At 30.6% G+C, this 23,530-nt stretch carries 23 protein-coding genes and 3 pseudogenes; 7 read left to right on the top strand and 19 right to left on the bottom strand.

All coding sequences use genetic code 11. The features are described 5' to 3' along the window. The first annotated feature begins 329 nt into the window (after positions 1 to 329). Complete coding sequence (locus CBF30_RS08695; RefSeq protein ID WP_126825295.1) at positions 330 to 677, top strand: hypothetical protein; 348 nt, start codon at positions 330 to 332, stop codon at positions 675 to 677. 289 nt (positions 678 to 966) lie between these two features. Here the strand turns inward: CBF30_RS08695 and CBF30_RS08690 are convergent, their stop codons facing one another. Next, positions 967 to 1,308, bottom strand: coding sequence for a DUF1433 domain-containing protein (locus CBF30_RS08690; protein WP_170168985.1), 342 nt, complete (start codon positions 1,306 to 1,308; stop codon positions 967 to 969). Between the two features lie 137 nt (positions 1,309 to 1,445). Between CBF30_RS08690 and CBF30_RS11840 the strand changes: the two genes are divergently transcribed. Then, on the top strand, positions 1,446 to 1,583 hold the full coding sequence (locus CBF30_RS11840; RefSeq protein ID WP_170168984.1) for a hypothetical protein: 138 nt from the start codon (positions 1,446 to 1,448) through the stop codon (positions 1,581 to 1,583). Between the two features lie 71 nt (positions 1,584 to 1,654). Here the strand turns inward: CBF30_RS11840 and CBF30_RS08685 are convergent, their stop codons facing one another. After that, on the bottom strand, positions 1,655 to 2,053 hold the full coding sequence (locus CBF30_RS08685; protein WP_170168983.1) for a DUF1433 domain-containing protein: 399 nt from the start codon (positions 2,051 to 2,053) through the stop codon (positions 1,655 to 1,657). Positions 2,054 to 2,231: 178 nt separating this feature from the next. Then, entirely contained in the window at positions 2,232 to 2,576 is a 345-nt protein-coding gene (locus CBF30_RS08680) for a DUF1433 domain-containing protein (RefSeq protein ID WP_170168982.1), read from the bottom strand. Between the two features lie 141 nt (positions 2,577 to 2,717). Here CBF30_RS08680 and CBF30_RS08675 point away from each other — a divergent pair, with 141 nt between their 5' ends. Both CBF30_RS08675 and CBF30_RS08670 read left to right on the top strand, forming a co-directional pair. Next, on the top strand, positions 2,718 to 3,875 hold the full coding sequence (locus CBF30_RS08675) for a lipase family protein (RefSeq protein WP_126825283.1): 1,158 nt from the start codon (positions 2,718 to 2,720) through the stop codon (positions 3,873 to 3,875). A gap of 15 nt (positions 3,876 to 3,890) precedes the next feature. Further along, a complete protein-coding gene (locus CBF30_RS08670) occupies positions 3,891 to 4,274 on the top strand; it encodes a hypothetical protein (protein WP_126825281.1) in 384 nt (127 codons plus the stop codon). Between the two features lie 452 nt (positions 4,275 to 4,726). Here CBF30_RS08670 and CBF30_RS08660 read toward each other — a convergent pair whose 3' ends face one another. From CBF30_RS08660 to CBF30_RS08650, 4 genes are all read right to left on the bottom strand, one after another. Continuing rightward, positions 4,727 to 5,722 carry a serine hydrolase domain-containing protein gene (locus tag CBF30_RS08660; protein WP_126825278.1) on the bottom strand — a complete coding sequence of 332 codons (996 nt, stop codon included), beginning with the start codon at positions 5,720 to 5,722 and terminating at the stop codon, positions 4,727 to 4,729. Positions 5,723 to 5,746: 24 nt separating this feature from the next. Continuing rightward, a complete protein-coding gene (locus tag CBF30_RS12100) occupies positions 5,747 to 5,872 on the bottom strand; it encodes a hypothetical protein (RefSeq protein WP_281273610.1) in 126 nt (41 codons plus the stop codon). Positions 5,873 to 5,937: 65 nt separating this feature from the next. Further along, on the bottom strand, positions 5,938 to 7,500 hold the full coding sequence (locus CBF30_RS08655; RefSeq protein ID WP_126825275.1) for an AAA domain-containing protein: 1,563 nt from the start codon (positions 7,498 to 7,500) through the stop codon (positions 5,938 to 5,940). A gap of 215 nt (positions 7,501 to 7,715) precedes the next feature. Further along, positions 7,716 to 9,329: a UvrD-helicase domain-containing protein gene (locus tag CBF30_RS08650; protein WP_126825272.1), complete on the bottom strand. Its 1,614-nt coding sequence runs from the start codon at positions 9,327 to 9,329 to the stop codon at positions 7,716 to 7,718. Positions 9,330 to 10,184: 855 nt separating this feature from the next. Between CBF30_RS08650 and CBF30_RS12175 the strand changes: the two are divergent. The 3 genes and pseudogenes from CBF30_RS12175 to CBF30_RS12090 form a co-directional block, all read left to right on the top strand. Continuing rightward, positions 10,185 to 10,442, top strand: a pseudogene (locus tag CBF30_RS12175) (IS3 family transposase); the annotation flags it as partial. Further along, positions 10,424 to 10,645: pseudogene (locus CBF30_RS12095) on the top strand (DDE-type integrase/transposase/recombinase); the annotation flags it as partial. The pseudogenes CBF30_RS12175 and CBF30_RS12095, both read left to right, overlap by 19 nt. Beyond that, on the top strand, positions 10,625 to 10,804 hold the full coding sequence (locus tag CBF30_RS12090) for an integrase core domain-containing protein (RefSeq protein ID WP_281273614.1): 180 nt from the start codon (positions 10,625 to 10,627) through the stop codon (positions 10,802 to 10,804). The pseudogene CBF30_RS12095 and the gene CBF30_RS12090, both read left to right, overlap by 21 nt. On the opposite strand, the pseudogene CBF30_RS11985 reads toward CBF30_RS12090, so the two are convergent. The 12 genes and pseudogenes from CBF30_RS11985 to CBF30_RS08575 all read right to left on the bottom strand — a co-directional run. Continuing rightward, a pseudogene (locus CBF30_RS11985) lies at positions 10,802 to 10,963 on the bottom strand (nucleoside triphosphate pyrophosphohydrolase family protein); the annotation flags it as partial. The gene CBF30_RS12090 and the pseudogene CBF30_RS11985 overlap by 3 nt on opposite strands. 12 nt (positions 10,964 to 10,975) lie before the next feature. Next, positions 10,976 to 12,649 (bottom strand): DNA/RNA helicase domain-containing protein, encoded by a 1,674-nt coding sequence (locus CBF30_RS08630; RefSeq protein WP_245975051.1) that lies wholly within the window; start codon positions 12,647 to 12,649, stop codon positions 10,976 to 10,978. Positions 12,650 to 13,425: 776 nt separating this feature from the next. Beyond that, entirely contained in the window at positions 13,426 to 13,791 is a 366-nt protein-coding gene (locus tag CBF30_RS08620; RefSeq protein ID WP_281273609.1) for a DUF4767 domain-containing protein, read from the bottom strand. 221 nt (positions 13,792 to 14,012) lie between these two features. Next, on the bottom strand, positions 14,013 to 14,765 hold the full coding sequence (locus CBF30_RS08615; protein ID WP_126825255.1) for an ABC transporter permease: 753 nt from the start codon (positions 14,763 to 14,765) through the stop codon (positions 14,013 to 14,015). Beyond that, entirely contained in the window at positions 14,765 to 15,643 is an 879-nt protein-coding gene (locus tag CBF30_RS08610) for an ABC transporter ATP-binding protein (protein ID WP_126825252.1), read from the bottom strand. The genes CBF30_RS08615 and CBF30_RS08610 overlap by 1 nt, the downstream gene beginning before the upstream one ends. Positions 15,644 to 15,659: 16 nt before the next feature. Beyond that, a complete protein-coding gene (locus CBF30_RS08605) occupies positions 15,660 to 17,330 on the bottom strand; it encodes an ABC transporter ATP-binding protein (RefSeq protein WP_126825249.1) in 1,671 nt (556 codons plus the stop codon). A gap of 56 nt (positions 17,331 to 17,386) precedes the next feature. Next, positions 17,387 to 18,613 (bottom strand): radical SAM/SPASM domain-containing protein, encoded by a 1,227-nt coding sequence (locus tag CBF30_RS08600; protein WP_126825246.1) that lies wholly within the window; start codon positions 18,611 to 18,613, stop codon positions 17,387 to 17,389. A 2-nt stretch (positions 18,614 to 18,615) separates the two neighbouring features. Beyond that, complete coding sequence (locus CBF30_RS08595) at positions 18,616 to 19,062, bottom strand: hypothetical protein (protein WP_126825243.1); 447 nt, start codon at positions 19,060 to 19,062, stop codon at positions 18,616 to 18,618. Between the two features lie 31 nt (positions 19,063 to 19,093). After that, entirely contained in the window at positions 19,094 to 19,720 is a 627-nt protein-coding gene (locus tag CBF30_RS08590) for a CPBP family intramembrane glutamic endopeptidase (protein WP_126825240.1), read from the bottom strand. Between the two features lie 435 nt (positions 19,721 to 20,155). Beyond that, positions 20,156 to 21,400 (bottom strand): sensor histidine kinase, encoded by a 1,245-nt coding sequence (locus CBF30_RS08585; protein WP_126825237.1) that lies wholly within the window; start codon positions 21,398 to 21,400, stop codon positions 20,156 to 20,158. 11 nt (positions 21,401 to 21,411) lie between these two features. After that, entirely contained in the window at positions 21,412 to 22,143 is a 732-nt protein-coding gene (locus CBF30_RS08580; protein ID WP_126825233.1) for a LytR/AlgR family response regulator transcription factor, read from the bottom strand. A 436-nt stretch (positions 22,144 to 22,579) separates the two neighbouring features. Further along, a complete protein-coding gene (locus CBF30_RS08575) occupies positions 22,580 to 23,431 on the bottom strand; it encodes an ABC transporter ATP-binding protein (protein WP_170168981.1) in 852 nt (283 codons plus the stop codon). Between the last annotated feature and the right edge of the window lie 99 nt (positions 23,432 to 23,530).

Genomic DNA, 23,530 nt, shown 5'->3' with positions numbered 1-23,530 from the left:
TGTTTTTGTCAAATTTTCCTAATACTAAGAGAAAAATTAGGAATACATTTGACTTTAGTAGGAATTTATAGGAAAATAATTGTAACATTTAATTATGTTACGAAATTAGAGTTAGTAAATTAAAGGAGAATGAATATGAGTAACTATGAATGCCCCAAATTAAAATCTATTAAAGACGAAAAATCTAGTGATACAATATAAAACAAAGCATTACATACAAAATGTCATAATGGCAGAAAATATTTAGCTGTTAAAACCATTTATTCACTGCAATGTAACTTCTGTCGATCATTCGTTTCTCTTACCATTTTTTAGAAGAGGTGTTGTGTATGAAAGCTGTTCAGAATATAACATTTATTCGCTTTTTATTTCTAATTTCTTATGTTACATTTTTTATGAGTCTTATTTTTGCACTTATTAACTCTAATTTTCTAGCTATTCTTTCTATGATTTTATGCTATTTTTCAGATTACTTTGTTCCAGATAGATATGCAATTCGATATGAAAAACATTGGCATGTAAAAGAACCTTTATTTTTCACCACCATCTCAGGAACTACAGAAAAAAAGATATTTATTATTCTAGGCATTATAATATTTGGTTTTCTTCTTTACTTTTTTACTTTTTATAATGAATTATTCCATGTGGTTCTGTTGCCAAGTTTTTCAATCAAGTAAATTTAGTGTAACCTCTAGTTAAGACGACTTTGGAGTAACAAAATAATGAACTATTTTAAAGACAAATAATTTCAAAAAGATGTGCTTATTGTAGAAATTAGAGATCTACATAAGAATAGCCAAAAAGAATGAACTCTTTTTGGCTATTCAGTGTGTCTTGAAATAAAAAGATTATCGCTCATTATAAAACTTTACAACTGAATTGAAAAAATAAGGGTATAAAAAAAGCATGAGGAAATATCATGCTTTTTTAAAACCAGGATTGATTGTATTTAGAAAGTACTCTTGATTAATTTGATGCTTTTTCTTGTTGTTTCTCGTGTTCATCTATTTTTGATACGGGAATAACTTCATTGTATTTTTCTCTTTCCCATAGTGCACCTGATATATCATCTTCAAATTTAATTTCTCCACTTGCAAGTGATACTGATACAAAAAAGTTTAGTTTTTTATCATTGTTAATGAATCCATGTAATGCTGTTCCTAATGGGCTATTCGTTATTTTAGTAAATGTAATACTGTTTACGTCGGTATAATTGTATCTAATGAATTTTTCAACACGTGGTTTTTGGGTTTCCCAAAATGCCTCCACTTTTTGTTCAGATTTTTTTTGTTGTTCAACACGTATCATAATAAATCCTCCAATACACAGAATAATACTAAAAAAAGTGATCAGAATTACCTTGTTTTTTTTTGTCATATAAAAAGGTCTCCTTGTTTTTAGTAGAATAAGACAAGTATAACATATGTAATGTGAGGCAGTTCCCTGTGAAAAAGAAAGTTACGAATGAAGAATATCAAAATTTAGCTGATAAAGTCTATAAATCAGATAAACAAAAAATTGGCGATACAATAGCTAGGATCGCTCATTTGGAATTTTACAACAGAACTGAAAAAAATTGTTAGGTATAAAAAAAAGTATGAATTTATGCTTTTTTCTATCGAGGTTGTGGGTATTTTAAAGAGTGCTTATTCGTTTATTTTTTCTTACGATTGTCAATTTGGGATACTGGGATAAATTCAGGGTATTTTACATACGAATCTAAGTTTCCGCTATGTGAAATATTACTTTCAAATTCTTTTTCTCCAGTTCCTATTGAAACAGACACATCAAAATATAGATTTTTGTCATTATTGATATAGCCATTTTGAACAGTTGAAAATGGTGTTTTTTCTATATTAGTATAAGTTATTGAGTTAATATTCTTAAAATTATATTTAATAAATTTTTCGACACGTGGTTTCTGTGTTTCCCAAAAGTTAGCTATTTTTTGTTCAGAATCTTTTTGTTGTTCAATTCGTACCCTGATAAATCCTCCAATACATAGAATAATACTAAAAAAGGTGATCAGAATTACCTTGTTTTTTTTCGTCATATAGAAAGGTCTCCTTGTTTTTAGTAGAATGAATAAGATAAACAAAAGACTGGCGATACAATAGCCTGGATCGCTCATTTGGAATTTTACAACAGAACAGAAAAAAATTGTTAGGTATAAAAAAAGTATGTGGAAACGTCATGCTCTTTTAAAACCAGGATTGATTGTATTTAGAAAATCAGCTTGATTCGTTTGTTTTTTTCTTATGGTTTTCGATCTCAGATAATGGAATAACTTTCGGGTATTTTTCTAACTCCCCCATTTTTTCGCTGTAAGATATTCCTGTATTAAATTCTGTTTCTCCTGTGCCTAAAGAGACAGAAACATCGAAATCCATTTCTTTATCATTATTAATATAACCAAACAAGTTACTGCCTAGTGGATCATTTTCAATTTTAGTAAAAGTGATAGTTTTTACATCCTTAAAGTTATATTTAATGAATTTTTCGACACGCGGTTTTTGGGTTTCCCAAAAGTTAGCTATTTTTTGTTCAGAATTTTTTTGTTGTTCAATTCGCACCATGATAAATCCTCCAATACATAGAATAATACTAAAAAAGGTGATCAGAATTACCTTAGTTTTTTTTGTCATATAGAAAGTTCTCCTTGTTTTTAGTACAATGAATAAGATAAGTATAACATATGTAAAGTGCGGAGGTTTCCTATGGGTAAAAAAATTACAGATAAAGAATATAAAGATTTGGCGAAGCAGGTTTATCACTCTGATAATGCTAAAATTGGACGGACAATAGCTGATGATTGGGTAATAGTAAAAAAACTAGATGATCCTGATAACAATGGCTGTCAGGGAGTGGCGGTAGTTCGAAAAGAAGACTATAAAAAAGGGAAAACAGATTATGATAATGTCGTTATTGCTTATCGAGGAACAGAGTTCGGTAAAGGCGATGGGGACGTTACAGCTGATTTGAATCAAATTGTGCTGGGCTTGAAATCAAATACAAAACAAGTAATGATTCCAAAGACTGGCGTTATAATAGAAGTACCCGTTAAAGCTCAAACAGAAACCGCGCTTAATTTTGCGAATAAAGTTCGAAAAACGTATAAAAACGCAGAAATCAACACAACAGGACATAGTTTAGGAGGAGCTTTGGCAAGTTTTGTTGCTTGCATGGAAAAATATAGCGGAGTTGTTTTTTCAGCGCCGAATGTATATCGTTTGTTGGATAATGATGGCAAAAAAAATGTCAATAGTGGTTTGATGGCTGGAAAAATTACGAATTTCACCAACGCTGATGATTTAGTCGGAAACTTTGGTTCAGCTGACAAACTTGTCTTTTCAAAAATTACAATCCAACGTGGGGATGTTTCCAACCCATGGTATGGTTTAATTGGGATTGCTGGACATTTTTTTGAGACCTACGGAGGGTTTAATTCAAATGGGAGTATAAAGTTAGCAGTACAACCAGATGTTATCTTAGCCCAAGCAAGAGCGATTCAGGGTATCGCAGAAATTGATCAAAATCAGGCCATTCAAGCCCTATTGGATTATCTGGAAGAAGATTCTGAAGGGTTAGCAAAAATAAAGAATGATTTTGTGAATCAAGTGGGCAGTGGAGAGTTTGAGTTGTTGACTGAGAGCGATGTTCTCGAAATAATGGAAGATTTGGTTCAAGTCAAAGACGGTTCTAAATACTATTGTATTAATAAAGAGCGCGCAATGGATTTAGCGGATTCTTTGTATGAGCAACGAGTGAGATTATATGATTTTTCAGAACAAATTGGTGCAGCTGCGGCAGGATACCAGCAAATGGATTATGATACAACATCATTAATCGAAGGAGTCAGTGAAAATTTACGGTAGATAGGAGAATTAGATATGGATTTAGCATCAATTAATCGACAACTCACTCATATGGAACGTCAATTTTCAGAGGGTGTTGAAGGAATAACAGAATCAATGATTCATTTACTTAAAAAAGAGCAGAAATTTTTAAAAAGACAACAAGAAAAGTATCTTTTAAAAGAGCAACTTGATAGAAGAATTGAGCAACATGTAGACGAAATGAAACCTAAATTTAAAAAGGTGACCCAAGCAATTGAATCAGGCAATTATTCATTTGGATCCTCGATGAGAAAATTAGAAAATGGCTTTGATTCAAAAGCTGGAAAACTTGTTCAATATTATGGTGACCAAGAAACCGTATACTATAATTCCCTTGAGGTAGAAGCGGATTTTATTCAAACTACCTGTAGACAATAAATCAAGTAAGAACATGTGACAGAATCAACGGTAGCAAACAAGTGAAACGTGGACGCATCAGGATAACAAGATTATATTAATAAGCTAAAAATAGGTTGTTTAATTATACGTTTTGATATATCGATCGCTTACATTGCTTATAAAAACGAAACATTTTAGTAACCATAGTAGCCAACAGCTTAAAAATCAATGTATCGCGTCCGCCCTCTTCTCTTTTTTGTCTGATTCGATTTTCTAATAAATATAAACGATTTTTGACGGAAGCGATTCGAGGTTTATATAAGGAAAGCCGAAAAGAAAGAACTCTTTTTGGCTTTTCAGTCTGTATAGAAATTAAAGTGCTTTTGGGAATTGTTGCTTAAATTATAGAATAATTAGTCTAGATTCTTTTTCATTTGAAACTTTGCAACAGAACCTTTACATCTAGCATTTATTGAGCAATTCAACTCTCTCTATATGCTATTCTTTTTTTCAACTAAATAATTTCGAGCAAGCTCCCAAACATTGTCTTCATAATTACTAAAAACTGTAAATATATCTTTTTCCAAAGGATTGAACAGTGAAATACAGGAGACACCAGGATCACACCCTTCAATATAAATATATGGATAACTTTTTATTGGATCCGTCAACCAGACCCCTAGTCCGCATTGTTCTTTTTCATTTCCTGCATGTTTTTTTATCATTTCTGAAATGCTCTTTTCAGATAAAATTTCATAGGAGAATAGTCCATCCCAAAAGTTACAAATGTCCATCACTGTGGTATAGCATCCGCCAGCTCCTGTTCCTTTACAATCAATGGAATAAATATTACTACGAGGCTGTTCACCTTGCTTTTTTATGTAGCCAATTGCAGTATTTTCGGGTAAATTATCTAATTCAAAATATCCAGTATTTGACATATGAAGCTTATCAAACACTAGGTCTTTCAATACTTGATCAAAGTCACGGTCCGTTATTTTTTCAATAATATCTGCTAGAAGTACATACCCCGCGTTGTTATAAATAAATTCCCCCCGTCTTTTGCTATCTTGTTTTTTATCAACAAACAGTGGCATTATATCGCTATTTTTTCGAATAGAGTAATTAGGAATCTTTTGCCAAAGTTGTTCGTAATCCTCCTCAATTGATTCATCAAAATAGTCCTGAATACCCGAAGTATGAGTCAATAATTCATATATAGTTATATCTCCGTCAATTTCTTTTAAATCTGTACTATAAAAATTATCCAATGTTGTTTCTAATGATAGTTTCTTTTGCTCAATCAGTTTCATTATAGCCACCGCCACAAATATTTTTCCCATAGAAGCAGTTCCAAACTTTGTATCGATATGAATAGCTAACTGATTTGATTTATCACGCTGTCCATACATTTTAATCTGAAATTGTTGCTTCTCTCTTTTCAGAATAATTCCTGAAAATCCGTTCTCTTTCTTATCATTTCTCAATACTGTTACCTCCAATTACATATATTAACTTACTAAAAGTTCTTCAATTGCTACTTCATCTAATTTCATTACTTTATCAATCACTTGTTTATACAAAAAATCGAATTGTTGGATCAATTCTCTACAAATAAATAGTTCTGAATGATGCATAGAAAATGTTATTCCATTATATCTATATTAACTATTTAGGTAAATAAATATCAGTTTTCATTCACCTAAATTTTCTTAATTACTCTTTCCTCCAATAATTCCAATCGACTATCAATCATTTTACTAGCATCTTTACCATAAAAAACGATAGAAGTATCCCAATTATAGTATTCATAATTTTTTTCTCTACTTGCTGAAAACCAATTGAATGATCCGTCTACTAAAGCAAGCTTGTCTACAATAATCATTTTGCTATGAACACGATTTAGATCAATTAGCTTAGCACCTGTCTGCTCTAACAGTTTTCTACCGTCTCTATAACTTGTCTTCCCACTTTGATTGATAGAAGGAGAAGTATAGATAAAAATCTCTTTTCCTTCCATCACTTTTTGTTGTATCAAATTCAATAATCCCGAACAATAGTTTTTTAAAGTATAATAAGATACATATGGTGAAACAATATGTATACATTTTTCTGTTCGATTAATCAGTTTTTTTAAATAGTCATCATGAGCAGAAACACCTTCTATTCTTTGGACATTTCCTGCTAATAATCCATTGTATTTTTCTAACCCATGAATAGCATTATATTCTGAAGCAAAAATAATTTTTGCTAGCTGTGTAGAAGGTAAATTCCCATCTAAACTAAAAATATTTGTATCTCCAAAAACTAAAAAACTATCTTTTGCTCTAGATACAGCGACGTTTAACATGTGAACACTTTTATCAAAAAAGTAAGTACCTTTATAAGAAAAATCATAGACTGTTGAAAAAATCACTACAGATTTTTCAGCTCCTTGCAATGCATGGACTGTACCAACAACAATCTCATTTTCTTTAAAACCTAATTTTTTCAATTCGTTGTTTATTACAATTTTTTGTGCTTTAAAAGGTGTAACTACTGCGATAACCTCTCCAATTGTTTTCTTGTTATACATTTTCAATAATGTATCTTTTTGATCATTGATCCAATTTGCTATCGTTCTAGCTTCTAGTACATTTGCCATACTATTATCTTTTCGCATCATTTTCCCGATAATATGTCCATAGCCCATAGGTGGTAGTTTATCTTTATAATAACTCTCCTTTTCTTCTCGTTTTGCTTCTAATTTACCATCGTAGGCTAAAGTATTGCAATAAGTGATAATTTCTGGTAGACATCTACGATGTTCACTCAGAAATAACCCCCCGCTTAAATGAGAATATTTATGGAATTTGCTTTTAATCTGAGCAACTTTCATCAGATTACCGCAAGATGCTGATAGTCCACAATTCATGAATAGCGACATTTCATTTTGATTGGTTGTAAGTAATTTAAGAATATTTCCTTTATCTACTTCCGTTGACATATTCCAAATAGGCTCAATTTGTTTAGTATCACCAACTGCTAAATATTTTTTTGCAAGTGACAGGCTAGCTGTGCATATTTCAGGACTAACTTGTCCGGATTCATCTGTAATGAATAAATCAATAAAATTAAACATTGGCTTATTTTCATAAGAGAAAAATACTGGTACTTGGTAAAGAGTTCCAACAATACATGGTGTTAACATCGCACTTCTAATCCATCTCTGTTGATACTCTTTTATTGTTTTAACAGAATTAGTTAGTTCCTTTTTCTCATTCATTTCGTCGATGGAAATGAGCCACTCAGCTTCCCAATAATGCGTTGCAAATAAAAATAATAAATACCTAATCGTTTTATCTAAATGATCATTGAGGTGATCGTAACTTAGAGCTTGATCTAGATGATATCTTTTTAAGAGTAGTTCGAAGCGTTGTTCTTCATTCTTTATAGTTTCATAGTTCGTTGATAGTTGCTCTTTTTCAGCTGATAAATCTTTTACTGATTTTTTTCTTTTTCTAATAAGCTTTCTAACTCTTCAATTGAGGAAAGCTCATTGAGGTGACAGAATTTCTGTTTTCTTTCTTGTTCACGTTTTTGTTTTAGGTATGGAATCATATCTAAAATATTACTTGCTTTAGAATTAAATGTTTCCCACTCAAAACAGGTGTTTTTTAATTCTTTGATTTTTTTTTGATTTTCGTCAATCGAATTATTAATCTCACTCAACCGATTATTCCGTTTTGCTATCGTTTCTTCATAGTTTTTTGCGTTTGAGTGATATTCAATAAGATCATGCAAGTCTCTAGATAGTATTATTAACCAACGATGAATTTCTTTTTTTGCTTGTTTAATGGTAAAGTCTTTTTTATTAAAAATTTGTTCAAAATTTGATAAAAAATACACTGTTGCTTGTTCTGAAAAATCAATTGATTCCATTCTTTCTAAATATTCACTATTGTCACTGCTAATTTTTGCTTTCATCGCTGCTAAAGATGCCTCAGAATATTTCTTTTTATTTACAATATACAAACCATAACTGTCTAGCTGAGGAATCCAGCGGTCTTCAAATAAATCGAAGTTTTTCTTTAGTGAATGTAATTCTGGAAAATCTGGAAAGTGATTCAAATCAAAACTAGTTCCTTGGCTGTTATCTATTTGAAAGCTTTCAATGACATTCGTCACCGCTTGATTATTGGTTGAGGAAACAACACAAATTGGCGGTTGTTTTTGATCAATCGCTGCTTTGATCCAGTTTGATGCGATGATACTTTGCAATAAAGTTGTTTTTCCTGTCCCAGGCGGACCCGTTACTCCTATGATTTCCCCATTATCCAGTGTATTCATATGGCGAACTACTTCTCGTTGGCTAGGAGAAAGTCCGAAAGTTGGTTTCATTTGGCCTACATGGAACTTGTCCATTTCTATTTGCTTTGTTTTTGGTAGTAAATTAGAATCTGTTGAACTATTCTCATTACCTAAAAAATTGTTTAATAATAGTAACTCTCCATTATATTTTGCTATCGAGTCATATAGTTTTACAATTCTTTGAGCAGCTCCGCCATTGGATACTCCTTTAAATATTAAAACTTCTTCATCCACTTTTTTATACCAAGAGATTTCAGTTAAATCAGTTACCTTTTGTTTGCTTACATACTCATATAACTCATTTGTCAATTGAGTATATTCGTTCCAAGATAGTTCCCGAAAAGAATGACTTTCTATAAATTTAAGATAATCATCATTTTCTCCTATGACAGATAATTTTGAATTTTCCACTGGTGCCAGCAACATTCTTGGAATCCAAGGAACACCATAGGCTATATGTTTCAACTCACCGCTTTTGGTTAGACTTGCTGGGATAATTAAAGGATATAATCGCTTTTCAGATTTACCAGATCCAGATTGCAATTGAATTGGAAATAGAAAAACTTCGATTTCTTCTTCATTTTTTTCAAATAAGCGATCTATTATCTCTTCAGTTAGCTCTTTGACAACTCCTGTAAGATAGTTTTGAAACGAAATTTGGAGTGACTTATTTTTTGTTGGTTTTACTTCTGATAAAGAGGCTTGCTCTAAACTCGTTTTATAATAGTCGATAATTTTTTTCATTTTTTATTTTCATCCTATCAAAAAATATTGACATCTTGTCAGATTATTCATTTACAATTAAATCATATAACATACTGGAAGAAATTAATATAGATTAAATGAAAAATTTGGTTTATTCCTAGGTTTAAGTTAAAAGAGGCTTTTTTAATTACTAAAATACTTCAACTCTGCTCCATTTATTAATCATCGAATTTTCATTCGCTTTTTTTCTCTGTTCGCCTTAATTCTCGCTATCGATTTATTTATACTTAGTATATAAAATGGGAATAAAAAAGCTGAGCAAGTCCTGATTTAGAAGATTACCTAACTTTATAATAATTTAATCCTTGGCACTTTTTTGTTTGGCTGGCACTGAAGGCAAATGGTCTTGAAAATAGCAAGAACTGTCTACATAAGTATGCTAACAGTAATTGAATCACTAGCTTTTTTCATGTCTCTTTTTGAGCGACAACTAGAAAAGAATACTAGATTTCTTTGAAATACTATTGACTTATTCAGGTATTGGACATTGCGTCAATGCCTTTTTTGTTTCTATTCTATAGTTGATTTTTTCTAAAGTTACAGTACATGGAGTTAAAAGCTGAGAAAAGAAAATGCTCGTTTGAAAGAGGAACTTGAAATCTTAAAAAAGCCGCAGCCATATTCTCTCAGAAAACCTAAATTTGCTTGTTCAATTTATCGAAAAATGGTGTAAGGATTACACTGTTTCTTTGTTATGCCGGTTATTAAAAATCCCTAGTAGTGTTTATTATTTTTATAAAAAACAAACCGTTGACAGCTACAGAAATCAGAAATAATAAGTTGAAAAAGAAGGTGTTAACATTTTTTTTTATGAATAAATAACGCTATGGTGCCACAAAGATTCATCAAATTTTATTAAAAGAAGGTGTTTCAGTATCTCTTAAACATGTCCAAAAGCTAATGAAACAATTAAATTTAAGGTCGATTGTAGTTAAAAAATATAGACCTCAAAGGTCTAAAAAACCGATTATTTCAAAAGAGAATCTCTTAAATCAGGGTTTTTCTACTAAAACAATCTGTGACAAATCGGTAGCCGAAATTACTTACATTCCTACTAAAAAAATGGTTGGTGTTACTTATCTTCAATCATAGACTTACACACGAAAAAAATTATTAGCTATACATTTTCAAAACGAATGACTATGGATTGTGTCATTCAAGCGTTGAATAAAGCAAAAATACATTATCATATTCCAGCAGGAATGATTCTACACACTAAATTGGGTAGCCACTACACAGCGAGAGAAGTGGAACAATGGCTTGAAACCAACAAAATAAGACATTCTTATAGTAGAAAGGAAACACCTTATGATAATGCTGGAATCGAATCTTCCAATGCCTCATTGAAAAAGGAGGGAATCTACAAGACTAGCTACTCAGATTTTGAAGAAGCGAATCGAGCGCTATTTAGCTACATCGAACGATTTTATAACCGAAATCAAATCCAAACCTAAATCATCAGCTATTGCTTCTTCACTTGACTTCCATTGAAAGTTTTCCAGTAATTCTGAAGCTTCAAGGGAAACTGATAGTGCTAGGCTTTTAGCATTATGAAATTGCCGCCAATCCCTATCGTCTCTAAATTGATTAATTTCTCTTATTAAGTCTTCCATATTGCATTTCTCCTATAAGCCCACTCGTTCTTTAAATAATTTTTCTATGTTTTTATCTTCAAAGTAGACTGTACAACCATCAATCCCCCTTGATAGTAGTACATAATAAATATTTAATATGTATTCTGTTAATTCAGATAAGTTAAATCCCTCTTTCACAGGTGTCCCGCCGATATCTTTGTAGTTTTCAGGCACCGCCACAATTTTTCCATCTTTTACTGTTATATCATTACCCACAATCACTCCGGAATAGTTTAAATCATATCCTTGAATAGCGTGAATAGAGCCAATTTCTTTCTCTGAGTTTGCTTTTTTTACCCAATCTTCATAGGTTGAGTTCCATCTTTTTTGTACACCATCTACATTCCAGTCATATGGTAATTCTTTCATTGTCTTACCTTTATTTTCTTTTTTACCGCTGTTTGATACCCATTCTCTACAATAACCTGCAATCACTCTATTGGTTGTTTTAGGATATGCATGAGAATAGTCATCTACATAATCAATGACTTCTTTAAATGTACCTGCAATTTTGAAATAGTCTTCTTCAAAAACTTTTGAATTAAAATCTTTATCCTCACTTAATTGAAGACCATATAAGATTCCTTTTAGAAAATCCTCTCCTGAAAAATCCCCATTACCACCAATTCGAAACTGTTGCATCAACAATAAATTTTGATAATCATTTGTAAGTTTTCTAATTTCTGAAGGTCGGATATTTTGAGGCTTAATACCTTGATATGGGTCATACAACAAAACCAATCCATTTGTTAAGTCTTCTAGAAGAGTGATTTCTTCATCACCTTCATTAAGATGCTTTCTTGCATTTGGATGCCCCTTTCTATAGTATTTTTTCAATTTATGAGCTTCATCTACAATAATAATATCGTATTTTTTGCCATTACTCTTTGCATCCATTATTAATTGAGAACCTGTTTTAACTGTTAATTTTTCGTTCAAACCTATTGATTTAAAAATTAAGTTGAACTGTCTAGTTAAGTTTCCCGTAGTGATTAATCCTATTTTTAAAGCAGGATCCTTCTCAGCTAAAGAAAAAGCCAAGTTCGTAAAAAGAACGGATTTCCCTGATCCTGCTGGGGCTTCAACTAAATATTTTTTAGTTACATCCTTTTCAATTTCTTCAACAATCGTTTTTTGTTTAGATGATAGCTGCTTGAATGGAGAATATTTAAATAACAAACTTTCTCTTAATTCTTCGATATTGGGATTGTCCACTAATCCCAGTGTATGTAATTCATTACTCCATAATTTATAAAAGACTTCTGTTAATATCTCTTCCTTATTTTTATATACCAACTCAGTTTGTCCATTATTTCCATTAGCAAGTACAAATTTTGTCATATCAGATTCAGCAACCATATAGTTTAATATCAATGATTCCAAATCTAGAATAGACGATTTATCAAATAGACTGGAGTATATGACTAAGCAATTTTTATACTCTCTATAATCCACTTTTGGATTGGTTTCAATCAGATGTTCATAATGTCTTCTACGAAATCCATTAGTCTCACCAACATAAATTTTTTTCTTTTTAAGGTTATAATAAATATAAGTGACCGGATTATTCTCTAAAACATTAATATGAATTTTTTCCAGTTTATTCGATATTTCTCCATTTTTAAATATTAAATTTATTACTCTGTAACTTGACAATTTTTCCACCTCAATTGTGAATTTCCCATCTATAATAAATAGTATCATATTAAGAATGATATATATAAGTATTTATTTAAATCCATTAAATTTGAAAATGAAAATGACCTTTCTTTATGTTAAAATATCGCTTAAAATTCTATTTTATGGGAGGATTATTCTGCATCTACTCAATCAATTAACAATAAAAACTTATGGGTATTAAACATTATAACCTGAAATAGTTGTAGGTCTGTTTCATCTGCAATAACCCCCACAAGTATGTAATACTTTTTAAGGATTTTCAGCTAACAACTATTTTTCGTTTCATTTACATATGAAACACAGAAACCTTTGTATATCAATGTTTTTAAAACTGTATTTCATTTCGTTTCATGTATTAAAACTTATTAACCTTTTACAAAAGACAAAAAAAGAGTACCCCAAGTGAGCACTGTAGCTCATTTAATGGATACCCTTAGTACGGTCACAAAACAACGGGGGAGGGTTCTCTATCCTATTCAATTCCTTGTGTGATTCCACCGGAGATATGATTAGCTTGAATTGGTTGTCCATCAATTAGAGTAAGAGTGTACTCCGTTTTCAGTGGCTCTTTTAAGCTGACTGTTATCCCTTTTCCCACCTTCTGCTGAACAATAGACTGATTCTTTCAGATGTTCTATTGCTTCTGATATAGCTTGCTGATCATTTGGAATAGGCTCAATCCTATTACCAGTGCCATCGTTTTCAGTTGTTATGTAACCTTTATTCAGTAATTGATCGTAGTTACTGATAAAATAGCTCAGTTACCCATCTATGGTAGCCTTTGACTTAACATTATCAACGGATACATCACTGTTTACAATATTATTAACCACGTCTCTAAGCCCTTTATTCTCTGTTTCTTTAAAATATAAGTAATTATTCGGATTCCCTTGATTCTGACTAGTTATTAACACTTTGGGTACTCCTGAATTAATGGTAAAGAAATAAACATGCTTCGATAAATGATCTTGTGCCTCTGCATCCGAATAAACAGCTACTAAAGAGTAACCTGATTCTTCCTCACCACTTTTTGACCAGTTTAAAACTATTGGCGTGTTACCAATAACCACCTGCCATTCTAAAAAAATACACCTTCCCTTGCTCATTTCTAATGGATATTTACACACATATTGGGATTCAAAAAAAGCATCTCCATTTCTAAATTAAAAAACAAATAAAAAGGCCTCATTATTGTTGTTAAATCAACAGCAACAAGACTTTTTATTTACCTAACCTAGCTAGCCTTCCCCCTGGAAACCTATTCCTTGTGAAAAGTTCTATTATTTCACTGTCATATTTAACTCTTAGACTAGATTCTTCTATTGAAATCTCCTATTACAAAAAATATTTATAAACTTTTTTTCTTCATTTGCTTCTTTATCCTAACAAGTAACAAAATAGAGATTCCCACTATTATTGCAAAATGATATATTATAAGCGCAACCGAATAGTCGCTATCCTCTACTAATGTGAAATAGCCAGGTAACCATTTGTTGATTGCTTCAATATTCGAAATAAATTTTAATCCAACATAGACTAGCATAGAAAATATGACTGCGCGAAAAGTCCCAAAATTAATGGAAAATAACATACCAATAACAATAAATAATACTAAGAAAGTACAGCCAACAATGCTTTCAAGAACCAAATGAAGATGATAATCTTTGAAATCAAGAAGAATCCCTTTTCCATTTTCAGAATGGGAAATAAAAATGATATAAAATAGTGTTGACAATACATAACTCATTAAATAGCAAATTAATAAAGCTATAGATACCGAAAAAAATTTTCCTATGACCAATTTCCCTCGAGATTTCGTTCGAATAATTTCTAAAAGGATCTGTCCGTCACTCACTTCTCCTCCTAAAGTAGAAGCACCTAAAAATGAAAATAGCACTAAAGGAATTCCAAGCATCATCAATAACGCCCACATACTAGTAGAAAAAGAAATTATATCTACTCTTCCATCAATAACAATAAATTGCCATTTAAAATAAATTCCTAGTGCATATAATAGAGAGAAACTACTTAAACACAAAATCCCAATAAATATCCTTCTTTTAAACATTTTAAATAATTCAGCTTGAATAATATTCTTCATCATTCCTCACCCTTAAATAGACTACTTAGATTATGATTCTCAATAGATAACTTTTCAATTTCTCCATCTTCTGCATAAATGAATTTCAACAGATCATTAAGCAAACTAATGTCATAGTTCAAACAAATTTCGTTTTCTTTTATCAAAACTTGATTTTTTAGCGCTTGAATTAATTGTTTTTGAGGCGCTTTCAAAGTGATTTTTATCTTTATATTTTCCTCCTTGGGGACTTCTTTAATGTGTTTGCTTTCGATATAAAGATAACGGTCACACATCTGTTCTATTTCAGATAATTGATGCGAGGAAATCAAAATAGTTATCCCATATTTCTCTCGCATTTCAAAAATTGTTGTTTGTAACTGTTCTACTCCAAGTGGATCAAGACCAACAAACGGTTCATCTAATAGTAGAAACTTTGGATTTTCAAGTAAAGAAAGCGCGAGTCCTAATCTCTGTTTCATTCCAAAAGAAAAACCTTTAACTACTTTTTTATCATTGGGCAAATCTGCAAACGCTAATAGTTCAATTATTTTTTTACGTAGTTCTTTTTTACTTCTATTAGAACTAGCGTATTTGTCAAAAACATATAAATTATCGTAGGCATTCAAATATTCAAAAAGTTTACAGTCTAATAAATAGCCAAACTCACTCATTAATTCAGGTTTTTCTAAATAATTATCTTTCTCTTTAAATAGAACTTTTCCGCCATCAAATGCAGTGAGACCCAAAATCACCTTCATTAGAGTCGTCTTACCAGAACCATTCCTTCCGAGTAAGCCAACAATTTCTCCCTGATTTATTCCGAATGATACCTTATCCAAAATAGTTGTTTCATTATATTTTTTTGACAGACTCTCTACTTTCAAAATTATATTCATGCTCATTCTCCTTAAACTAACTAGCATTGCTTAATCTATAAAAAAAACCTTGTTTTTGATAAAGTTCAGTGTAGCCACCTTGTTCGACGATTATTCCATTTTTTAAACAAATAATCTGATCCATTGTGTTCAAAAATGATTTTCTAAGATCATGTGTTACAAATATCATTGTTTTTTCTTTATTGAGCAGTAGCTTTTCTATAATTTGTCGTCCAGTTTTGTAATCCAATGCAGAAGTAATTTCATCCATCAATATGATTGGTGCATCTCGTATAACAGCTCTAGCAATTGCTACTCGCTGCCTTTCTCCACCAGAAAGATTTACACCTTTTTCATTAACAATTGTTTCACCCATGCAATTATTTTTTTCTTCTAATTCTGAAAAAAGTATTGCTCGTTCCACTACAGAATCAGCATAGTTTTGTAATAAAGTGATATTGTTCTTCAAATTTTCATTAAAAATAAATGTATCCTGATGAACAAATACAGTATTGTAATTAATTTCTTGACCTACATTTATCTTCTGTCCATTGTATAAAATATTTCCTGTATAATCGTCTATTAATTGGGCGATGATATTTAGTAAAGTCGTTTTCCCACTACCACTATATCCCACAATTGCATATTTTTTTCCTTTTTCGAAAAGTAAATTAATGTTCTTTAAGACTTTGTAAGCACCATTAACAGGATAACTAACATCTTCAAGTTCTAACACATTAAATTCATTCGATATTATTTTCTTTGCTTTGTTATGGTTCTGTTGTGTGCCAACATATTGCTCTAAATCATTTCTGATAGTTTTACTTCCCGCAATCTCTACAATAGCACCACCTAAAAGTTGCAAAGGTTGTATAACCATATTGGTTATTTGTGATATGGCAATCATTTCTCCTAAAGAAAGCTTGCCTTGAATAACTAAATATCCGCTCACACAAAAACAGACAATCAAAATTAAATATTGTGTTGAACCAATCACTATATTAAATTGGTTATTTTGAATTTTCAATTGCTGATTATTCTGTTCTAAATTAGTTAAAGCCTTTAAATGTTTAGCATTAAAATTCTTCTCTACTTTAAATGACTTAATTACTTCAAAGCCACCAAAGATTTCTTTCAATACATCTAAATACTTGCTTTTCAATTTAGAGTTTTTTTCAGTCAAAGAGTCAATTTTTTTACTAGCTATTGAAGGAATAATAAACGATAAGAGCGCACATACAAATAGAACTAGGCTAATCATCGGACTCAAATATAAAAGATAGGCAAAGGAAATACTAACAACAAACAAATTTTGAATGACCAAAAAAATATTTTCTAAATAATATTGTTCATAAATTTCTAAATTATAGTCAAAGACATTAATCTTTTCTCCAATTGTTGTTTCTCTAAATATTGAAAGATTTAGTCTAAGAAAATTAGTCATAATTTGATTTTTTGATATGAGATGAATTCTTTTTAATAGCTTGAATTCTATAATTGTAGCTAAATAATGAAAGAGGAAGTTGAAGAAAATAAACAAGAAAAATAAAAGTACAGACAAACCAACCATATTCAACTCTCTATTCGTTAATGCATCAATAAAACTTTGAATAATTGGCGCAAATGAAATTTCAATAGTGCTCGCAATAAATGAAAGTACTAAAAAGATCATAATTAATTTTTTTTCTTTTCCTACAATTTTATTCATCTATTAACTCCTTAAGTGACTCAAAACAATGAATTCATTAGCACATAGCATGATTTTTAAATGTTTTTTGTCGTTTCATTATAATAATTATAGAATAAGTTACAATATGGATCTTTCGCTAATAAGTCTTTGTGTTTTAGATACGCTCTGGCACGACAACCACCACCACAGAAATACTTAAATTGACATTCTTTGCATCCACCGGTTAAATTATCTACTTCTAAAGAAGAAAATATTTTTGCTTTTTTTTCTTTTTCCCTCATAGTTGTAATTGTTTCTTCTCTAATATTCCCAATACAAAACTCTTCATACATCAACATATGGCAAGGATAGACATTTCCTTGTGTCCCAATAGAAATCATTGTCTTTCCTGCTCCACAATAATTTTCTGCTTGTAGCACTTCTCCGCCAATAGATGTATCTTCAATAAATATGTCCGTATGAAGCATAAAATCACTAATCGTTTGAATATCTTTAGACCTTGGTAAATATTGCTTCATTTCCCCTTCAAAACAAGCGGTCAAGATACTAAAACTCATCGTAACTCCAAGCTGATTGGCAAGCTTTACATATTCACTCAATTTATTGGCATTCAAATGATGCACAGTTGGTAGAATATTTACCTTGCTTCCACTTTCTTTTAAAAATTCTATTGTCCGAACTATCCTATTGAAAATCCCTTCATCTCTTATAAACGCGGGACAATCTTCCGCATAAGAGTCTACTGAAACTGAAACTGTGTCTACATATTTTGATATATTTGCTAATTTCTCCTTATTGTAAATTGTGCCATTTGTTATCAATACAATGTTACGCAGCTGACTTTCAATTTTTGCATACCGAACAATTTCTGTGATATCCTTCCGTAGCAAAGGTTCTCCCCCAGAAAACACAAGATTTTCAATTCCTATATCTGCTAGTTTTTTAATTGCCACACAAATTTCTTCGTACCCCATATCCTCTGCTCTATTTCTTTTATCATCGAACGAATAACAACCGACACAATGCAAATTACATTGATTTGTTAGATGAATATATGCTGTCATAACTTGTTCTTTCTTTTGGAACGGCTTATATGAAATAAATTCATTCTCCAATAGAAACTGAACAAACAACTTTTCTGCTGCTGATAGTTTCTCTTTTTGAAACTCATTCCCATTTTTTATACCGTCTAAAAAGATTACTCCTTTAGAATCAATTCCTGCTACTACACCATTATCAAAATTAAAAATCATATCAATTCCTTTAACTTTTAAATGACCTATACGAGAATTCATATACATAATTACTTCACCATCTTTCTACTAAATATCACTTGAAATATTTTAGTAAAAACAAGAACTATAAAAAAAATCATAACTATAGACGATAAATCATTATTGAAACTTATATTACTAATACTCATATCTTCTAAATTACCACTAATTCTATTAGTATTTTTTACGATAGTTGAAACAATAGTCTCGTTAATTAGTCCATTCACAATGAAGTAAAAGAAAGTCGAGTATATACATGAAGCAGTTATAAGAATAAGATTCTTTCTCTTTTGGAAAGGGGCAACCATATTAACAATACGTGCTACTATAATCGAGAAAAGTAATATTGGAACAATGACAATAAAGGCAAACGCTGAAAGAAAATTAAATGTTGTTACTTCTATTGCAACATATATCCACCACCCCAAAAAAATGATTGGACCAGCATAAATAGCTTTTTCTTTAAATCCGTTCACAATCAATTCACTCCTCTTCTACTTGCTTAATTTATCCAATAATCAATAAAAGATTATAAAATGCATGTATAACTGATGTATATAAAACAGAATTTGTTTTTAGTCTGAAAATTGAAAAAAACACACCTAAGGGAAACCGATATAATAAATTATCAAGAGGACTATCACCAATATGTCCAAGCAACGAAAAAATAAGTCCACACAATAAAGCGCTAAAAAAAACATTCCATGATTGTAACAGTTCGTTTAAAATAATATGTCGGTATAAAAATTCTTCTGAAAATGCAGCAATGAAATAATGTGCTAATAAAAAAAGTATTGTAACTTCCCCAAATTTTGTCCCATTAAATACATAATATAACCCGGAAAAAATGCATATTGCGATGCATGATATCACTAACTCTTTTTCATTCCATTTTAAAAAGACTTTATCAGGTTTATTAATCAATTTGGCTAAAATAACAGGGATGATAACAAGCGCAATAACAGTTGGTAAAGTCACTTTAAGTAAAATATTTGATTTAACAGGCACTATTGCCATCGTGAGTAGCGTAGTTAGCAATGTCACACCTGATAAAATTGAAATCCCAATGCAGATGAACAAAGTTTGTATTTTCTGATTATATGTTTTTAGCACTTTATTTTTAATTTCATCCACCCCTTTTCAAAAAATAGCGGTAAGCAGCTATTCTTTCCTACCGCTATCTTCAAACAAGATTTTTTTGTTAAACAGTGCTTTTAATTTCTTTGATATAGTGTCCCACTGACGCACAAAAAATCGCTCCGACTGATACACAACCGGCTTTTTTCCCTTTTTTGGAAGCGAATAGCAACATGATATCTCACCACCTTTCCAATCAATATTGTCAACAAACAACAACTTTAGGCCTTAACTGTTATTGGTAAAGTAAGTATATCTGTATTTAGTTAATTTTTACTTTTCTTGTCGTAATCTGTATGATTTTATGTACTAAATTGTTGATAAAAAAATTTTCTGATCAAAATATAAAAAAGAAACCTTCAAAAAATTAAAAAAACTGCTGAATGAATGCATTACGCACATCAGTAGTTTTAAGCAATTGCAGTTTTTTCGTCATTTATTGTATTTAATTGGTATTATAATGATGACTTTAAACTCGTCCGCTTCCCATGAGAAATCTGAATAACCATGCAATCTTTTTACTCGTTCTTTAATACTATTAATCCCCCTCCCATATCTATTCAACTTTTTGGAAGATTTTATCAACTTACCAGAAATATTTAAACTCTGAATTTTTGTAGGATTGGTTATCTTAAAAACCAGTTTTCTTTCATGATAATAAATGTGAATATTTATTTTTAAGCAAGTATCAATTCTAATACATTCTTCTAAAGCATTATCTAATGCATTTCCTAAAATTGCACAAATATCTACTGCTATTCCATCCACTTTAAGATCCGCTGGTACTTTTAAGTCTAAGAAAAATTTGATTTTTTCTTTTTCCATCTGAGTAATTTTACTATTTAATACGGTATCTATCGGCCAACACTCCGTATAAGATTTATAAGAATAAACTGAATCAGCAGCAATATCTTCCAACATCAAATTGGCTTTTTCCACATTTCCCTTTTGAATATGATAACGTAATCCAAGTAATAAGTTTTTCAAATCATGCTTTAAGATTCTTAATTCTTGCTGATTCTTCAGAACTTCTTCGTAATGTTGATTTTGAGCACTCAACAAAGTTTGTTGTTGTAGTTGATAAGTCTTTTCTGTCAAATAGTTATATAAAAAAATAGTCATTACATTAATGCCCATCATGGCAAAACTAAATAAAATTTCTTCCCAAATACTAAAAGCAAAAGGATACATAAGTAACAAAATTGAAATAAAAGGAGCAACTGATAACATCACATATTCTTTGTTTTCCAAACCTATTTCATGCTTATTTCTAAAATAGTATAAGAAAGCAACAATCAATATGGCTAAAATAGTAACAGAACTATACGAGAGAATGAACTTTAGCAACAGGATATCTGGATGATCTTTCCCTTGAGATAAGACTAAAAGTTTATTTTGAAACCAAAATAAACAGACAATACAAAAATAATGAAATATTTTTTTAGAGATAGAACCATAAAAGCAATTGATAATCATCATGGCAATTATCCCAAAAATTGAATATCTAAATTCAAGAGTTTCCACACCACGATTTACATTAATTTTAGAAACTAAAATCAATAAAGTACATATAGAAAAAAATGCTTTTCTGCTATATTTCAACTCTAAAAAACTTGTCAAATAAAATGCGATATATAAACCTTGAAGTCCAATTAAAAAGATAGCTAATAAAATCATCAGAAATTCACTCATACTCCAATTGATCTTTCAACAAAATGATTATATCTCTGTGAAAAAAACTTTCTTTTTCCTCTACTGACCGTTACTTGCTTTCCATTATTTAAATAAATTAGACTATCCTCTACCATTGTTATGCAGTTCATATTGACAATTGTCCCACAATTAATTTTAACAAAAAATAAATCATTCAGAGTCTTTTCCATTTCCTTTATTTTCCCATAAAATAAAATGTCTTCCACTTCGTTGGATAATTCAATTCTAATTTGTCTACCTTTTTCTGACGAAATCGTTACAACTTGATCGTAACAAATTTGATGCTGAACTCTATTGCTTTTAACGAATAAATAGCGCTTGCTCAATTCAATTTTTTCAACAGCCAAATCTAACAATGCTTCAATTGTTTTTTTCTCGATTGGTTTTAACAAATATCTAAAGGGGGACACTTCGAAGCTTTCCATACTGTATTTATCGTAGCTTGTAATGTAATTTAGCAACACATGTTGATCTTGTTTTCTGATTTCTTTAGCTGTTTCTATACCATTTATTCCCGCCATTTCGATATCAAGAAAAATAATTTGATAGCTAAGCAACTGTTTCTCAATCGCTTTCAACAACGATTCCCCTCGTTCATATATATCAATTTCAAATTCAATCTGTTGATTAACCAAGTATTCTGCAATCATCTTCTCTAACTCTGAACTTTGTAACGCTTCATCATCACATAATGCAATTTTGTACATATCACTCACTCCTTTACCAACTTATTTTCTTGAATCATTTTTAAAAAACAACTTTCTTACATATATTCTAATTATTTTTAGAGTCTAAATCAATTCCTTATTAGTTCACATCTTAACTTTTTAAAAATATCCATTTTAAAAAACATACTAACTATATGCACTACTAGTATAGAAAAAATACTGATTGAGTGCTTCAATATAAAATTCGAATAGCGATCATTAAATATAAATCTATGAGAAAAAACAGCTTTTAGAAAGACGTTGAACAATTATTTTCAAAAAAAGTGCAAGAAACTCAATTGTCCACAAGCTTGTACTTTGAATCAAGAGCTGGGATCCTTAACTAGACTGTATATTATTTAAAATTCATGACTGATATTCTTCGAAACTATTGGATTTTATTGCGGAGTCCTGCTCAATGTAATCAATCAAATCATCAGCAATTTTTTCTAGAAACTAATTCTGGAAATGAGTCAGTAAAATATTGAATTGGACCAGCAATCATACTCATTAATTGAGTCATTGCTATTAATTCTGGAAAGGTTAACGAGCTGGTAATAACATAAATCCCACCTACTATCCATGTTCCGGTATACACGATATTTCCTAAAGCGTAAGATACTCCATACGTTTTACCTTGAGCTGAAGCGTAGTCTACTTTAGAATCCCTTAGCCTATCGTTTAACGAAAATAATCGTCTATTGATAAACGGAAAACTATTAAATATCCTAAGCGTTAAAAATTTATATACCAATTCCTCATACTTTTCTAAAAATCGCTTTTGCTTATCTAGCATGTTACTTTTCTTTCCAGATAAAATTCTCTTTGCTAAAAAAAGTGCTGCTAGTGGAAAAATGGACAATACAACCACAATTAGTGTAAAAGAGTTCTGTAAGGTTAATGCAGAAATCAGAGAAAAAACGAACACAAAGACACTTAAAAATATTCTGGCTAAAGGATTCAAATACCCTTTCTCAACAACTTCCAACTCATTAATAAGCCTTGCTATAAAGAATGTACTCTCTATTTGATTCATATCCTTTATTGATGTACTTTCAACGTTTTCTACAAGCTTATTTCTCAAATCCATCGTAACCGATTGAACCAATCGAGCTCTTGTAAGCCTTGGTAAATAGTCCATAAGCGCATCGAATAAAAGATATAGTAGTACAAAAAAACAAAGACGAATAAACCTTTGCAAATTCCCTTCAAGTACACTTTTAGAAATAGCCTGATAGACGAAAGCTAAGCCCACTTGCGTTCCCGCTGCAATGATGCAAATAAACAAATAAATCGATAGCTTTTGGCTATGATGTACTAAATACTTTTCATCCTTTCTTCCTCAATTTCAAAAAAAAGTCTTAATAAAAATTCACCTTGCAATTCA

Source organism: Vagococcus entomophilus (assembly GCF_003987595.1).
In the GTDB taxonomy this organism is placed as follows: Bacteria; Bacillota; Bacilli; order Lactobacillales; family Vagococcaceae; genus Vagococcus_E; species Vagococcus_E entomophilus.
The sequence above is the reverse complement of the archived record's forward strand: the minus strand, read 5'-3'. Positions and strand labels throughout refer to the sequence as shown.